Source organism: Pseudomonas sp. GM55 (genome assembly GCF_000282395.1).
Lineage (GTDB): Bacteria > Pseudomonadota > Gammaproteobacteria > Pseudomonadales > Pseudomonadaceae > Aquipseudomonas > Aquipseudomonas fluorescens_CC.
Map to the genome: position 1 here is coordinate 51,874 of NZ_AKJJ01000056.1, position 14,425 is coordinate 66,298.

Here is a 14,425-nt window from a genome sequence, read left to right on the forward strand (position 1 = left end):
GGCATTGCAAGAGACTGCAGTAGTTGAGGTGCTACGGGGACTGTGGCGAGGGGGCAGTCCCCTCGCCACAGAGGGTTAGCCGATGCTGATGGCCGGCAGCGTGGTCAAGGTCACGCTCTGTTGCTTGCGTGGTGCGAGGATTTCCGCCTCGCCATCCACCACCAGTTCATCGCGCTGATTGAACACGCGAGTGGCAATGCGCACGCGAAACTTCGGCAGTTTTTCGAGAATTTCCAGGCGTACGGTCAGGGTGTCGCCGATCTTCACCGGTTTCTGAAAGCTCATTTGCTGGCCGATGTAGATAGTCCCCGGTCCAGGCAACTCGCAGGCGACCGCCGCGCTGATCAACGCACCGCTGAACATGCCGTGGGCGATGCGCTCCTTGAACATGGTGCTGGCGGCGTATTCGGCATCCAGGTGCACCGGGTTGTGATCGCCGGACATCGCGGCGAACAACTGGATGTCGCGCTCTTCGACGGTCTTGCTGAAACTGGCGGTCTGGCCGACTTCGAGGGCTTCGTAAGGGGTGTTGGTAACCTGGGTCATCTGTCTCAATTCCTGTGACGAATTAAAAAAATCACTAAAAAACTATTCGGATCGGTGTGGCCGAGGCGTGCTCAAGGCCTGTGCGATCCAGTTCAGCACATCGGCGATGATTTCATCGCGGTTGCTCTCGTTGAACAGTTCGTGCCGTGCCTGCGGGTAAACGGTCAGTTGCAGGTGCTGGCTGCCGGCCGCGCGCAGTGCGCTGGCCAGATCCTTGAGACGTTTGCCTTCGCTCACCGGATCACATTCACCGCCAATCACCAGCAACGGCAGGCCCGGGTCGATCTGCGCGAGATTGGACGCTTTGCTGATTTGCTGCAAGCCACCGAGCAAGTCGATCCACAGTTGATTGGTGCAACGGAAACCGCAGAGCGGGTCGTTGACGTACAGATCGACCTGCGCCGGATCGCGGCTGAGCCAGTCGAACGGCGTACGTGCCGGTTTGAATCTGTTGTTGAACGAGCCGAACGACAGCCATTCGATCAACGCGCTGCGTCCTTGGCGGCCTTGGCGCAGGCGTTCGAAACGGGCGATTTGCCGTGCCGCGCGATAAAGCGCCACAGGCTGGAAGTTCGAGCCGCTGAGGATCGCCCCGTGCAGGCTGGCACTGTGGTGCAGCAGATAAGCCTGGGCAACGTAACTGCCCATGCTGTGACCGAGCAGTACGATCGGTATGCCTGGGTGCTGCTGGCCGATGTGCTGGTTGAGGCAAGCCAGGTCGCTCACAACCTTGGACCAGCCATTGTCATCGGCGAAATGCCCGAGTGTCCCGTTTTCGGCAGTTTTGCCATGTCCCCGCAGGTCCGGCGCGCACACGCCATAGCCCTGATCACACAGCTTTTGCGCAAGGGGGGCATAGCGACCGCTGTGTTCGGCCATGCCGTGGGCCAGCAGAATCATTGCCTTGAGGCTGCCGTCGGGTAGCCACTGGTTGACGAAGAGGCGGTTGTGGTCGCTCGTGGTCAGCCAGAATGTGTCATGGATCATGGCGGTTCCTTTGCATGAGGCTGCCTGGTCGCAAACAGCTCGTTGCAGTTTATAACGCATCCTTGGCTGGGCGTCTGATCAGCTTACGCCACGGCAAGAAGATTCATGGGATCAATGACGACGGTGGGCATATTTGCCTGTTACGTCATAACTGCTAGTGTCCGTGAAGCTCCGCTTTTTGCATTTTTTTTGAAAAGTGACAGAAAAGTGGCCACGGATAGATTCAGGTAAAGAGGACAAGAACAATGCAACCTGATTTCTGGAATGACAAACGCCCGGCCGGTGTACCCCTGGATATCGATCTGGGAGCCTACAAGTCGGTGATCGAGGTGTTCGAGCGTTCCTGCAAGAAGTTTGCTGACCGCCCGGCGTTCAGCAACATGGGCGTGACCCTGACCTACGCCGAGCTGGAGCGCCAGAGCGCTGCCTTCGCCGGTTATCTGCAAGCCCACACCGATCTGGTGGCGGGGGACCGCATCGCGGTGCAGATGCCCAACGTCCTGCATTACCCGATTGCCGTGTTCGGGGCCTTGCGCGCCGGGTTGATCGTGGTCAACACCAACCCGCTGTACACCGCGCGGGAAATGCGTCACCAGTTCAAGGATTCCGGTGCCCGGGCGCTGGTGTACCTGAACGTGTTCGGCCAGAAAGTCCAGGAAGTGCTCCCCGACACCGATATCCAGTACCTGATCGAAGCGAAGATGGGCGACCTGATGCCCACCGCCAAGGGTTGGCTGGTCAATACGATGGTGAGCAAGGTCAAGAAGATGGTCCCGGACTATTCCTTGCCCCAGGCCGTTTCTTTCAAGAGCGCATTGCGCATGGGCCGTGGCCTGGGTATCAAGCCGCTGAACGTCGGTCTCGACGACATCGCCGTGCTGCAATACACCGGCGGCACCACCGGCCTGGCCAAGGGCGCGATGCTGAGCCACGGCAACCTGGTGGCGAACATGCAACAGGCACGGGCCTGTCTGGGACAGTTCGGCAGCGACGGGCAACCGTTGTTGCGCGAAGGGCAGGAGGTCATGATCGCGCCGCTGCCGCTGTACCACATCTATGCCTTCACGGCGAACTGCATGTGCATGATGGTGACGGGCAACCACAACGTGCTGATCACCAACCCGCGTGACATCGGCGGCTTCATCAAGGAACTGAAGAACTGGCGGTTTTCGGCGCTGCTGGGGCTCAACACGCTGTTCGTCGCGCTGATGGATCACCCGGACTTCAAGACCCTGGACTTCTCCAGTCTCAAGCTCACCAACTCCGGCGGTACTGCGCTGGTCAAGGCTACTGCCGAACGCTGGGAACAACTGACCGGTTGCCGCATCACCGAAGGTTACGGCCTGACCGAAACTTCGCCGGTGGCTTGTACCAACCCGTATGGCGACCAGTCGCGGATCGGCACGGTCGGCCTGCCGGTGCCGGGCACTGCGCTGAAAGTCATCAGCGATGACGGCGTCGAACAACCTTTGGGCGAGCGCGGCGAGTTGTGCATCAAGGGCCCGCAGATCATGAAGGGCTACTGGCAGAAACCTGAGGCCACGGCCGAAGTGCTGGATGCCGAGGGCTGGTTCAAGTCCGGTGATATTGCGGTGATCGACCCGGACGGTTTCGTGCGTATCGTCGATCGCAAGAAGGACATGATCATTGTCTCGGGTTTCAACGTGTACCCGAACGAGATCGAAGACGTGGTGATGGCACACCCGAAAGTCGCCAACTGTGCGGTCATCGGTGTGCCAGACGAACGGTCGGGGGAGGCGGTGAAGCTGTTCGTGGTGGCCCGTGAAGCGGGCGTCAGCCTTGAAGAGCTGAAGGCTTACTGCAAGGAGAACTTCACGGCGTACAAGGTACCCAAACACATCGTGCTGCGCGAATCGCTGCCGATGACGCCGGTGGGCAAGATCCTGCGGCGGGAGTTGCGTGATATTGCCTGATGGGTGAATGGCCGCGCTTCGCGCGGATCGCGGGCAAGCCACGCTCCCACAGGTTCAGTGCCGTACACAACATATGTGAACGACACGAAACCTGTGGGAGCGGGCTTGCCCGCGATGCTTTTCGGCGGACGCTAAAGCCCCGGTTTTCGTGGGTTTCAGGGCGTTATAGGTTTTTTGCTCTAAAATGACTGCTTGTAAGTCTTTAGTCACATTTGTGACCGTAGAGGCCGCTTTTGGCTCTAGTCGACCCTTTGCAAAGCTGCTACTCTCGGCGCGCTTTGTGACTTCTCGGCCTTCTATCAGCCAGATTCACCAATGGCCAAACACCAATAATAATCGCATCAAATGCGGTGCTGAATTCGCGTTGCTGAGGAGTGGGCTTCCATGATCGAAGACTTTTGGAAGGATAAGTACCCAGCCGGGATTGCTGCCGACATCAATCCCGACGAGTACCCGAATATTCAGGCAGTGTTGAAGCAATCCTGCCAACGCTTCGCCAACAAGCCGGCATTCAGCAACCTGGGCAAGACACTCACCTACGGTGAACTGTACGAATTGTCCGGTGCGTTTGCCGCTTACCTGCAACAGCATACCGACTTGCAGCCCGGCGATCGAATCGCCGTGCAACTGCCCAACGTGTTGCAGTACCCGGTTGCCGTCTTCGGCGCCATCCGCGCCGGGCTGATCGTGGTCAACACCAACCCGCTGTATACCGCGCGGGAAATGGAACACCAATTCAACGACTCCGGTGCCAAGGCTCTGGTCTGCCTGGCCAACATGGCGCACCTGGCTGAATCCGTGGTGCCGAAAACCGGCGTCAAGCACGTGATCGTCACCGAAGTCGCCGACCTGCTGCCGCCGCTCAAGCGCTTGCTGATCAACAGCGTCATCAAGTACGTGAAGAAGATGGTGCCGGCCTATCACTTGCCAAAAGCCGTCAAGTTCAACGACGTGCTGAGCAAAGGCCTGGGCCAGCCAGTGGCGGAAGCCAACCCGGCCAGCAGCGATGTCGCGGTGCTGCAATACACCGGCGGCACCACCGGCGTGGCCAAGGGCGCGATGCTGACCCACCGCAACCTGGTGGCGAACATGCTGCAGTGCAAGGCGCTGATGGGTTCCAACCTCAATGAAGGTTGCGAGATCCTGATCACGCCGCTGCCGCTGTACCACATCTATGCGTTCACCTTTCACTGCATGGCCATGATGCTGGCGGGCAACCACAACATCCTGATCAGCAACCCGCGCGACTTGCCGGCGATGGTCAAGGAACTGTCGAAGTGGAAGTTCAGCGGCTTCGTCGGCCTGAACACGCTGTTCGTGGCCCTGTGCAACAACGAAGGCTTCCGCAAGCTGGACTTCTCTGCGCTGAAAGTCACCTTGTCGGGCGGCATGGCCCTGCAACTGGCCGCGGCCGAACGCTGGAAAGCGGTGACCGGTTGCGCCATCTGCGAAGGCTACGGCATGACCGAAACCAGCCCGGTGGCGACGGTGAACCCGATCCAGCACATCCAGGTCGGCACCATTGGCATTCCGGTGCCGTCGACCCTGTGCAAAGTTATCAACGATGCCGGTGTCGAGCAGCCGCTGGGCGAAATCGGCGAACTGTGCGTGAAGGGGCCGCAAGTCATGAAGGGTTACTGGCAGCGCCAGGAAGCCACCGACGAGATCCTCGACAGCGAAGGCTGGTTGAAGACCGGCGACATCGCGCTGATCCAGCCCGATGGCTTCATGCGCATTGTCGATCGCAAGAAAGACATGATTCTGGTGTCCGGTTTCAACGTGTACCCGAACGAGCTCGAAGACGTGCTGGCTACCCTGCCGGGCGTGCTGCAATGCGCGGCCATTGGCGTGCCGGACGAAAAGTCGGGCGAGGCGATCAAGATTTTCATCGTTGCCAAACCGGGCGTGACCCTGACCAAGGAACAGGTGATGGAGCACATGCGCGCCAACGTCACCGGCTACAAGGTCCCGCGCTCCGTGGAATTCCGCGATGCACTGCCGACCACCAACGTCGGCAAGATCCTGCGTCGTGAATTGCGCGATGAAGAGCTGAAGAAGATCAACGCGAAGAAAGCCACCGCGTAAGCCACAAAAAAACCCGCCGATGCGGGTTTTTTTTGCGCCTGACACAGATCTATGACTTGTAGGAGCCGGCTTGCTGGCGATGGCGATGTATCAGTCAATATTGATGCGTCAGATACACCGCCATCGCCAGCAAGCCGGCTCCTACAGTGTTATTGGCGGAACGGCGCGAAGTTGACGTTGGTGCCCGCCGGGCGCATGTCCTGCAGGAAGGAGTCCTTGTCGGCGCTCAGTTCCAGGCTCAATGCAGCCTTGCGCTTGCCTTCATTGCGCACCACCAGGCCTTCGAGTTTCTCGCGCAGGAACACGGTCGGCACTTTCAGGTGCAGCAGTTCGTCGGTGTCCGGCGTGTGCATCAGCAGGTGAATCCACTCGTACTGACCCACGGCCAGGCGCGATACCGGGATGTCGAACCACCAGATATTGCGGTTGCGGTTCAATTCGGTGAAGTGGCAGTTGTTGACGCCAAGCACAGCACCGCCGAGTTCCTGGTTTCTGCGGGCAATGGCCTGCTTTTTATCGAGTTTCATAACATTCCTACGGGATTGGATCTTCAGCGCCATGGCCTGAATGTGTTGCGCATTCTCAGGGGTTGGCCCGCAAACATAAAGCGCAACCTGCACTGAACGATGAAATGTCGTGGTGCAAATAAATGAAACTCCCTGCAAAAGCCCCCGGTCAACCTTGTGTAACGACTTTTCCTCCCGTTGAAATGCCTTCAATAAAAGAAGAAGCGGTCATCCCCGGATGGCCATTTTTGTGTCAGCCTGAACTTGCACACTGAATTTGTTTCAAAGTCGCCAACTGGGCTACCTTGGTGAAGGAAACGGCCCCAGAGTCGCCACGACTTCAACCCAAATGCGAATGCGGCGAATGGAGACGCTAATGATTTTTCCGGACATGAGAGGCTTGCCCCTGCACCGTGTGATGATGCGCACGGTCACCGAGTTCATCGCCGACGAGATGTCGACCTATGCCTCGGCGCTGGCCTATCAAATGCTGTTTTCGCTGTTTCCGTTCATTCTGTTCCTGATTGCCCTGATCGGCTTCCTGCACCTGCCGGATTTCTTCTCCTGGCTGCGCCTGCAATCGGAACTGGTATTGCCGCCCCAGGCACTGGAACAGGTCAACCCGGTGATCGACCAGCTTCAGCAGTCCAAGGGGGGATTGCTTTCGGTGGGGATCGTGATTGCGCTCTATACCGCCTCCGCCGGGGTGCGGCTGATGATGAGCGCGATGAACGCTGCCTATGACGTGGTCGAAGGGCGCCCGCTGTGGAAACGTTTTCCGTTGTCGATCATCTACACCGTCGGCATTGCCGGCATGCTGCTGATCGCCGCCGCGCTGATGGTGCTCGGGCCGCAGGTGATGGAGTGGATCGCCAAGCAAGTCGGCCTTGAGTACTTTATCGTCACGCTCTGGACCATTGCGCGCTGGCCGGTGATCGTGATTCTGCTGATGGTCGCGGTGGCGTTGATCTACTACGTCATGCCCGACGTCAAACAGGAGTTTCGCTTCATCACCCCAGGCTCGGTGCTGGCGGTGGTCGTGTGGATCATCGCCTCCCTGGGCTTCGGTCTGTACGTCAAGGAGTTCGCTAACTACAACGCCATGTATGGCAGTATCGGCGCAATCATCGTGCTGTTACTGTACTTCTACATTTCCGCCGCGGTGCTGTTGCTGGGGGCGGAGATGAACGCGGTGATCGAGCACATGTCGCGAGGGGGCAAGGATCCTGGCGAAAAAGTGGCTGGCGAGCATGGTCCCGTCCATGAGGAAAAACACCACGTATCGGGACTGGGGCGCGATCACTCACACAAACCGACCATTGATGAAACCTGATCATGATTCGTGAAATTCTGAAAATGGGCGATGAGCGCCTGCTGCGCGTTGCCCCGCCAGTGCCGGCCGAGATGTTCGACAGCCCCGAGCTGTGGCAACTGATCGATGACATGTTCCAGACCATGGAAAGTGTGGGGGGCGTTGGCCTGGCGGCTCCGCAGATCGGTGTCGACCTGCAACTGGTGATCTTCGGTTTCGAGCACAGCGAGCGTTATCCGGATGCCGAGGCCGTGCCGCAGACGATCCTGATCAACCCGTTGATCACACCGCTGAGCCCGACCCTGGAAGAGGGTTTCGAAGGCTGTTTGTCCGTGCCGGGCCTGCGCGGCGCGGTGCAGCGTTACCAGCGGATTCGCTACGAAGGCGTCGACCCCAAGGGCGAGCCCATCGTGCGCATTGCCTCGGGGTTTCACGCACGGGTGGTGCAGCATGAATGCGATCACCTGATCGGCCGCCTGTACCCGTCGCGCATCACCGACTTCAGCAAGTTTGGCTTCACCGAGGTGATGTTCCCGGACCTGGACCCCAACGCGGACGACTAAACCACCGCAAAAACCTGTAGGAGCGAGCTTGCTCGCGATGGTGTGTCAGTCGACACCTCTTAACCTGACACTCCTACAGGTTCAGGGCTCCAGCCCCATCGCAATCATCGGCTTGCTACGCGCATACCGGCTCAAGCGTTCAACCATCGCGTAAGGCATCGGCGGATCGAAAGTAAAGCCGCGGCGCTCATAAAACCCCCGCAAATCCGGATGACAGAACAGCCACACCGGCAGCTCGCAATCCTTCACCGCTGCGGCAATCAACCCGGCGGCAATCCCTTGTTCGCGACATCCCGGCTCGACAAACAACCCGGTCAGCCAATGCCCACCGGACACCGGACGCAAACACAGCGCGGCAACGATCCGGTCACGCCGGGCCACCCACAACTGCGCGTCGCGCACGGCCTTCATCGACGACTGGTGAGCGCGGTAGAACTTGTTCATCAATGGCCATAACGGCTCGTCGAGCAGGGCGTATTGGGTGTCGGGCATGGTTTTCGACTGTCGGTATGCAAAGCGGGCGATTATAAAAGAACACACGCGCCGGGATAGGTGTATACCTGATTTCACATCCCCATGAGTGGAGTACGCATCATGTCCAAAGGTCTGGATTCAAAGAAAGCGGCGAAAAAGAAACCGGTGAAAACCGCCATTGAAAAGCGTGCGGACAAGAAAGCCAAAAAGGTCGGCGTGTTCGGTCACTGATCTCGCGTTGATTGATCGCTCCCATGCAACATGGGAGCGATCCTCCTGAAAATAATCTGCAGGATTTCCCAAGGCCATTGCACAGAAGGGGACTGGTCCCCGATCTGAGCAACGCCATGCCCCAATACTTCGATAGCGCCCACCAACAAGAAATCGAAACCCTGCGTCGACGCTTCACCGCACGCACCGAATGGCCGACCTGGCTGCTGTTGATCGGCGTGTATGGCAGCTGGTTTGGCATCGTGCTGAACAGCCATCGGCTGGGTTTGTGGTGGAGCACGCTGTTGCTGATCCCATTGCTGGTGCTGTGGTTATCCGTGCAGCACGAACTGCTGCACGGTCATCCCACGCGCTGGCCAACCCTGAACAAAATCCTTGGCTACGCGCCGTTTGCCGTTTGGTATCCGTACACCTTGTATCGCGATAGCCATTTGCTGCATCACCGCGACGAGGACCTGACGATCCCCGGTCGCGATCCGGAAAGCCGTTACCTGAGCGCCGAACAGTGGCAGGGCAGTTCAGGGCTGGTGCGCAGCCTGCACTGGCTGAACAAAACCGTGCTCGGCCGCTTTGCCTTTGGCGCGCCGCTGGCCTTGCTGACGCTGGCCCGTGAAGAACTGCAGCGCCTGACAGCCGGTGAGCGCCAGGCCTGGCTGATGTGGCTGAGTCACGGCTCGCTGACTGGTTTGATGCTGCTGTTCATCGCACGCTTGAGCGTATTGCCGGTTTGGCATTACCTGTTTTTGATCAGTGTGCCGGCCCTGTCGATCGCCATGATTCGCTCCTACTATGAACATCGACCTCAGGCGGCGCCGGAACAACGAACCGTGCTCAATGAAGCCGCCTGGCCGTGGCGCTGGTTGTTCCTGAACCTCAATTTCCACCTGGTGCATCACGAGTTGCCGGGGTTGCCCTGGTACGACTTGCCCCGCGCCTACAGGGCCCGCCGCGAACAATGGTTGGCGCGCAGTGGCGGGTTTCTGGTGCGGGGTTATGGGCAGTTGTGGCGTGAACATGGGGTCAAAGCCATCGACAGCCCGAGGCATCCGTTTTACTGATTTTTGAATCGCCACTGACCTACTGTAGGAGCGGGCTTGCTCGCGAATGCGGTGTGCCAGTCAACTCAGATGTTGGATGTCTGACCGCTTTCGCGAGCAAGCCCGCTCCTACATTGGAAATTTGTTGCATGGGACTATTTCGATGACCCGACACCTCGCCGAATTACAGATGTACGTCGCCCCCGAGCCCATCCACCAGGCCAACGAACGCTGGCTGGCGCGAATCCTCGAGCACTTGCACTGCACTCGCCTTGATGCCCAAGGCCTGTCACTGCCGGACCTGTGGCTGTCGCCGCACTTACTGCTCACACAAACCTGCGGTTATCCGCTGATGACGGCATTACGCGGCAAGGTCCGGGTGCTGGGGCGTCCTCGTTATGAACTGCCGGACAGCCGTGGCGGCAATCATTGCAGCCTGATTCTGGGACGCATCGAAGATGCACGGCGAACCCTGCCGGATTTCCGCGACAGCCGAGGCGTGATCAATGGCCAGGACTCCAACAGCGGCATGAATCTGCTGCGCTACCGGTTGGCGCCGTTGCAACGTGACGGTCGGTTTTTTACCCAAGTCGGCATCAGCGGCAGCCATCGCGAAAGTCTGCGCTGGTTGCGCGAAGACCTTGCCGATCTGGCGGCCATCGACAGCGTGACCTTTGCCTATCTGGCGCGCCACGCCGCAGAGGAAGTGGCCGGTTTGCGCGTGATCACTCGCAGTGCCTTCAGCCCGACGTTGCCCTACATCACCTCAGCCACCGTCAGCGATCAGCAGGCTGAAGCGCTATTGCAGGCGATGAATCAAGCGTTGCGTGAATTGCCTGACGTCGCCGAAATCCTCGGCTTGCCTGAGGTGTTGCTGGCCAGCGAAAGCGACTATCAGGTGGTGCTCGACTATCAGCGTGAAGCCGAGACGTTGGGGTATGGGGTTTTGCGATAAGACCTGAGCGTTGGATCGACAGGTCTGTTTTTTTCGCGGGCAAGCCCGCTCCCACAAGGTTTCGGTGTACCTGTGGGAGCGGGCTTGCCCGCGATGACGGGCTGTCAGACGCAAACAATTTTTAATTCCATAAAGAAATATAAAAATAAGTTTTAAGTATTATTAAAGAATAAGTCTCCTTGCTAGGATTCGCCTCACCGGACCACCGGACATTCAGCGACCCCTAACCCAGGAGCCCCTATGTCCGGCGCCGATATTCTTCATCGCAAACACGTGGACGGGCTGTTCCGCGCTCATTACCACTGGCTCTGCACGCGCCTGCGTCAGTCCCTGAACGATGCCGCCGGTGTCGAAGACATTGCCTGCGAAACCTTCGTGCAACTGCTCGAAGCCCCTGGCCTGACGGCAATCCGTGAACCCCGTGCCTTGCTCACCACCATCGCCCGGCGCCTGCTCTATCAGCGTTGGCGTCGAGGTGATCTGGAGCGCCAGTATCTGCAGCAACTGCAACAGGCCGGGCCGATCCACGCCGGATCGCCGGAAGAGCTGGCTCAGTTATCCCAGACCCTGACCCGTGTGGATCGCAGTCTTCAGCGGCTGCCCGGCAAAGTGCGCTCGACCTTCCTGCTGTCGCGGATCGACGGCCTGACCTATCCGCAAATTGCCGCTGCGCTGGGCATCTCGCTACGTTCGGTCAGCGACTACATGACCCGCTCCCAGGCCCTGTGTGACCGGCACAGCGCCAATCAATCCCTGAACCGTCCACTCCAGAACAAGAGGTCCGCATGAGATCGATCAAAACCCTGCTCGGCAGTTCGTTGCTGGCCCTGAGCCTGTTGTCCCACCCGGTATCGGCCACGGAAAAAACCGCACCCATTCACTTCGGCGACATCACCTGGGAAAGCGGCAGCCTGATCACCGAAATCCTGCGTCTGATCGTTGAAAAAGGTTACGGCTACCCGACCGACACGCTGCCGGGCAGTACCGTCAGCCTTGAAGCGGCACTGGCCAAAAACGATATCCAGGTCATCGGTGAAGAGTGGGCCGGACGCAGCCCGGCCTGGGTCAAGGCTGCCGCAGAGGGTAAGGTATTCGGCCTCGGCGATACGGTCAAAGGCGCCACCGAAGGTTGGTGGGTGCCGGAGTACGTGATCAAGGGCGATCCCGAGCGCGGCATCAAGCCGTTGGCCCCTGAGCTGAAATCCGTTGCTGATCTGGCGAAGTACAAGGACGTGTTCCGCGACCCCGAAGACCCGAGTCGCGGACGCTTCCTCAACAGCCCGACCGGCTGGACCTCGGAAATCGTCAACAGCCAGAAACTCAAGGCTTACGACCTGACCGCCAGCTACGTCAACTTCCGCACGGGGTCCGGTGCCGCACTGGATGCCGAGGTAGCGTCGTCGATCCGCCGTGGCAAACCGGTACTGTTCTACTACTGGTCGCCGACCCCACTGCTGGGGCGTTTCAAACTGGTGAAACTCGACGAACCGCCGTTCGACGCACAAGCCTGGAAAACCCTGGCCGATGCCAACAACCCGAATCCCAAAGGCACGCGCTCGATGCCGGCCAGCCTGGCCATTGGCGTATCGGCACCGTTCAAGGCGCAATACCCGGATCTGGTGACGTTCTTTGAAAAGGTCGACTTGCCGATTGATCTGTTGAACCAGACCTTGGGCCACATGAGTGAAAAGCGCCAGAAACCCCGTGAAGTCGCCGAAGCGTTTTTGCGTGAGCAGCCGCAGGTTTGGAAGAGCTGGGTGCCGGGGGAGGTGGCGACCAGGGTGAGTGCCAGCTTGTAGTTTTTGATATCTGGAAGTCTGCGACCTGCTCGCGAATGGTCTGAAGTCTTACGCCAATTCGGCGGGCAACCCCGCTTTCACTGCCGGCCGCTGATCTACCTTGCTCGACGAGCAATCCCCCCTCCGACAAGCCGCTGAACCAATTTTGTCCCCAGTAGTGGCCGACTAGTGGCCTTGCAAGCCCAAGGTTGCTGTCTATGATCAGGTGTAACTAACTGTGTCGACCGTCATGAGGCGGTCGATGTCTGGCCGCAAGAGTGCGCAATCGAAGGCACCGACACTTGATGACAAGGAGCTGTCCGCTAAATGGAATTTGTCTTGAATCTGTTAGGGCTGGCCCGCGTGCGGGCTATCAAGAGAAGGATGTCTTGATGAGCGTGTCGCGATAAGGACCCTCCGCTTGATCATCATTTATCACCTGACCAGTCCTTCTTTTTGGAGGGACGCGTGTGCCTGTTCTGCGGAACGCAGTGGTGGATTTGAAAGACCTGCAACTTTCATCAGTCAAAAAATCGCGCGGAAGGTGATACAACAATGTTCAACCTACATCACAAGGCTGACCTGCTGGAAATCGAACGATTCAGCTGTGCGCTGACCGAGGCCAACGCCAGGTTGGCGGCGATCGGTCGTTCGATGGCGATGATTGAATTCACCCCGGACGGCATCGTCATCGATGCCAATGAAAACTTTTGCAGTGCCATGGGTTATAGCGCCGAAGAGGTGCGCGGCAAGCATCACCGGATCTTTTGTGAAGAGCAGTATTCGCGCAGCGATGATTACACCAGGTTATGGCGCGACCTGGCGCGGGGCGAGCCGCTGAGCGGGACCTTTTTGCGCTTGCACAAAAACGGCCGGGAGATCTGGCTAGAAGCCAGCTACATGCCGGTGCTGGGCCCCGACCGGCAAGTCAAGAGTGTGATCAAGGTCGCCACCGACATCACCGCCCGGATCAACAAGGAACACGAAAACGAAAGCCGGCTCGCCGCGATCGGCCGCTCCATGGCCGTGATCGAATTCACGCCCGAAGGCAAGGTCATCACCGCCAACGAAAACTTCCTGAAAACCATGCAGTACTCGCTCAACGAAGTGGTGGGGCAGCATCACAGCCTGTTCTGCCACCGCGCCGAAGCCGAGTCCCAGGGTTATCGCAATTTCTGGGCGTCACTCAATCGCGGCGAATATCACTCCCATCGGTTCGAGCGCAGAAACAAACAGGGGCAGACCATATTCCTCGAGGCGTCCTACAACCCGTTGTTCGACGCCAAGGGAAGGTTGTACAAAGTGGTCAAGTTTGCCAGCGACATCACCCACCAGATGACCACCCTGCAAACCGCCGCCGAATCGGCCCATAGCACCTCGGTGCAAAATGACGTCTGTGCCCGCAAGGGTTCCGAGGTGGTGCAGCAGACGGTGCAGATCATCCAGGACATTTCCCGTGACCTGAACGAGGCGGCACTGAGTATCGATGCCGTGAGCAAACAGTCCGACATCATCGGCACTATCGTGCAGACCATCCGCGGCATTGCCGATCAGACCAACCTGCTGGCGCTCAACGCGGCGATTGAAGCGGCACGGGCCGGTGAGCACGGGCGCGGGTTTGCGGTGGTGGCCGATGAAGTGCGCAGCCTCGCGGCGCGCACCAGTCAGGCAACGCTGGAGATTGTCGAGGTGGTGCGCAAGAACCACGATTTGTCGCTCAGCGCGGTGTCGAGCATGCAATCGAGCCTGAGTCGAACCGGCCTGGGGGTGGAGCTGGCGAACGAGGCGGGGGAAGTGATCCTGGAAATCCAGCAGGGCTCGCGTCACGTGGTGGATGCAATCAGTCAGTTCAACTCGACGTTGCAACTGAACTGATCGCGGCGCTCTTGGGGTTCATCGCGAGCGAGCTCAAACGTTGACCCACTGTAGGAGCGAGCTTGCTCGCGATGGTCGATAACGATAACGCGTGTTTCCTGGCGGAACGCGGCGCTCTTGAGTCCATCGCGAGCGAGCTCGC

Annotated in this window: 12 protein-coding genes and 2 pseudogenes; 10 read left to right on the forward strand and 4 right to left on the reverse strand. The window is 58.9% G+C overall.

The features are described 5' to 3' along the window. Positions 1-75: 75 nt before the first annotated feature. A complete protein-coding gene (locus PMI31_RS16420; protein WP_007995982.1) occupies positions 76-546 on the reverse strand; it encodes a MaoC family dehydratase in 471 nt (156 codons plus the stop codon). Positions 547-588: 42 nt separating this feature from the next. Further along, a complete protein-coding gene (locus tag PMI31_RS16425) occupies positions 589-1,533 on the reverse strand; it encodes an alpha/beta hydrolase (RefSeq protein ID WP_008019266.1) in 945 nt (314 codons plus the stop codon). Positions 1,534-1,778: 245 nt separating this feature from the next. Between PMI31_RS16425 and fadD2 the strand changes: the two genes are divergently transcribed. Beyond that, on the forward strand, positions 1,779-3,467 hold the full coding sequence (fadD2, locus tag PMI31_RS16430) for a long-chain-fatty-acid--CoA ligase FadD2 (protein WP_008019267.1): 1,689 nt from the start codon (positions 1,779-1,781) through the stop codon (positions 3,465-3,467). A 384-nt stretch (positions 3,468-3,851) separates the two neighbouring features. After that, on the forward strand, positions 3,852-5,552 hold the full coding sequence (fadD1, locus tag PMI31_RS16435; protein ID WP_008019268.1) for a long-chain-fatty-acid--CoA ligase FadD1: 1,701 nt from the start codon (positions 3,852-3,854) through the stop codon (positions 5,550-5,552). Between the two features lie 149 nt (positions 5,553-5,701). Here the strand turns inward: fadD1 and PMI31_RS16440 are convergent, their stop codons facing one another. Then, positions 5,702-6,079: a hypothetical protein gene (locus tag PMI31_RS16440; RefSeq protein WP_008019269.1), complete on the reverse strand. Its 378-nt coding sequence runs from the start codon at positions 6,077-6,079 to the stop codon at positions 5,702-5,704. Positions 6,080-6,434: 355 nt separating this feature from the next. Here PMI31_RS16440 and PMI31_RS16445 point away from each other — a divergent pair, with 355 nt between their 5' ends. Continuing rightward, on the forward strand, positions 6,435-7,391 hold the full coding sequence (locus PMI31_RS16445) for a YihY/virulence factor BrkB family protein (RefSeq protein WP_008019270.1): 957 nt from the start codon (positions 6,435-6,437) through the stop codon (positions 7,389-7,391). A 2-nt stretch (positions 7,392-7,393) separates the two neighbouring features. Next, positions 7,394-7,933 carry a peptide deformylase gene (gene def, locus PMI31_RS16450; RefSeq protein ID WP_008019271.1) on the forward strand — a complete coding sequence of 180 codons (540 nt, stop codon included), beginning with the start codon at positions 7,394-7,396 and terminating at the stop codon, positions 7,931-7,933. 81 nt (positions 7,934-8,014) lie between these two features. Here the strand turns inward: def and PMI31_RS16455 are convergent, their stop codons facing one another. Then, on the reverse strand, positions 8,015-8,425 hold the full coding sequence (locus PMI31_RS16455; RefSeq protein ID WP_008019272.1) for a GNAT family N-acetyltransferase: 411 nt from the start codon (positions 8,423-8,425) through the stop codon (positions 8,015-8,017). A gap of 329 nt (positions 8,426-8,754) precedes the next feature. Here PMI31_RS16455 and PMI31_RS16460 point away from each other — a divergent pair, with 329 nt between their 5' ends. The 6 genes and pseudogenes from PMI31_RS16460 to PMI31_RS31905 form a co-directional block, all read left to right on the forward strand. Beyond that, positions 8,755-9,696: a fatty acid desaturase gene (locus PMI31_RS16460; protein WP_008019274.1), complete on the forward strand. Its 942-nt coding sequence runs from the start codon at positions 8,755-8,757 to the stop codon at positions 9,694-9,696. A 142-nt stretch (positions 9,697-9,838) separates the two neighbouring features. Beyond that, positions 9,839-10,630, forward strand: coding sequence for a phosphate/phosphite/phosphonate ABC transporter substrate-binding protein (locus PMI31_RS16465; protein WP_008019275.1), 792 nt, complete (start codon positions 9,839-9,841; stop codon positions 10,628-10,630). Between the two features lie 240 nt (positions 10,631-10,870). Then, complete coding sequence (locus tag PMI31_RS16470) at positions 10,871-11,419, forward strand: sigma-70 family RNA polymerase sigma factor (RefSeq protein ID WP_008019276.1); 549 nt, start codon at positions 10,871-10,873, stop codon at positions 11,417-11,419. Beyond that, complete coding sequence (locus PMI31_RS16475) at positions 11,416-12,429, forward strand: ABC transporter substrate-binding protein (RefSeq protein WP_008019277.1); 1,014 nt, start codon at positions 11,416-11,418, stop codon at positions 12,427-12,429. The genes PMI31_RS16470 and PMI31_RS16475 overlap by 4 nt, the downstream gene beginning before the upstream one ends. Positions 12,430-12,963: 534 nt before the next feature. Continuing rightward, positions 12,964-13,737 (forward strand): annotated as a pseudogene (locus tag PMI31_RS31900) (PAS domain-containing protein); the annotation flags it as partial. 138 nt (positions 13,738-13,875) lie between these two features. Further along, positions 13,876-14,283 (forward strand): annotated as a pseudogene (locus PMI31_RS31905) (methyl-accepting chemotaxis protein); the annotation flags it as partial. Between the last annotated feature and the right edge of the window lie 142 nt (positions 14,284-14,425).

Excerpts from the sequence above, each read along its gene's own strand:
- PMI31_RS16445 (WP_008019270.1), top strand. The coding sequence starts at position 6,435 with ATGATTTTTCCGGACATGAGAGGCTTGCCCCTGCACCGTGTGATGATG.
- PMI31_RS16470 (WP_008019276.1), top strand. The coding sequence starts at position 10,871 with ATGTCCGGCGCCGATATTCTTCATCGCAAACACGTGGACGGGCTGTTC.
- PMI31_RS16465 (WP_008019275.1), top strand. The coding sequence starts at position 9,839 with ATGACCCGACACCTCGCCGAATTACAGATGTACGTCGCCCCCGAGCCC.
- PMI31_RS16420 (WP_007995982.1), bottom strand. The coding sequence starts at position 546 with ATGACCCAGGTTACCAACACCCCTTACGAAGCCCTCGAAGTCGGCCAG.
- PMI31_RS16455 (WP_008019272.1), bottom strand. The coding sequence starts at position 8,425 with ATGCCCGACACCCAATACGCCCTGCTCGACGAGCCGTTATGGCCATTG.
- fadD1 (WP_008019268.1), top strand. The coding sequence starts at position 3,852 with ATGATCGAAGACTTTTGGAAGGATAAGTACCCAGCCGGGATTGCTGCC.
- PMI31_RS16475 (WP_008019277.1), top strand. The coding sequence starts at position 11,416 with ATGAGATCGATCAAAACCCTGCTCGGCAGTTCGTTGCTGGCCCTGAGC.
- def (WP_008019271.1), top strand. The coding sequence starts at position 7,394 with ATGATTCGTGAAATTCTGAAAATGGGCGATGAGCGCCTGCTGCGCGTT.
- PMI31_RS16440 (WP_008019269.1), bottom strand. The coding sequence starts at position 6,079 with ATGAAACTCGATAAAAAGCAGGCCATTGCCCGCAGAAACCAGGAACTC.
- PMI31_RS16425 (WP_008019266.1), bottom strand. The coding sequence starts at position 1,533 with ATGATCCATGACACATTCTGGCTGACCACGAGCGACCACAACCGCCTC.
- fadD2 (WP_008019267.1), top strand. The coding sequence starts at position 1,779 with ATGCAACCTGATTTCTGGAATGACAAACGCCCGGCCGGTGTACCCCTG.
- PMI31_RS16460 (WP_008019274.1), top strand. The coding sequence starts at position 8,755 with ATGCCCCAATACTTCGATAGCGCCCACCAACAAGAAATCGAAACCCTG.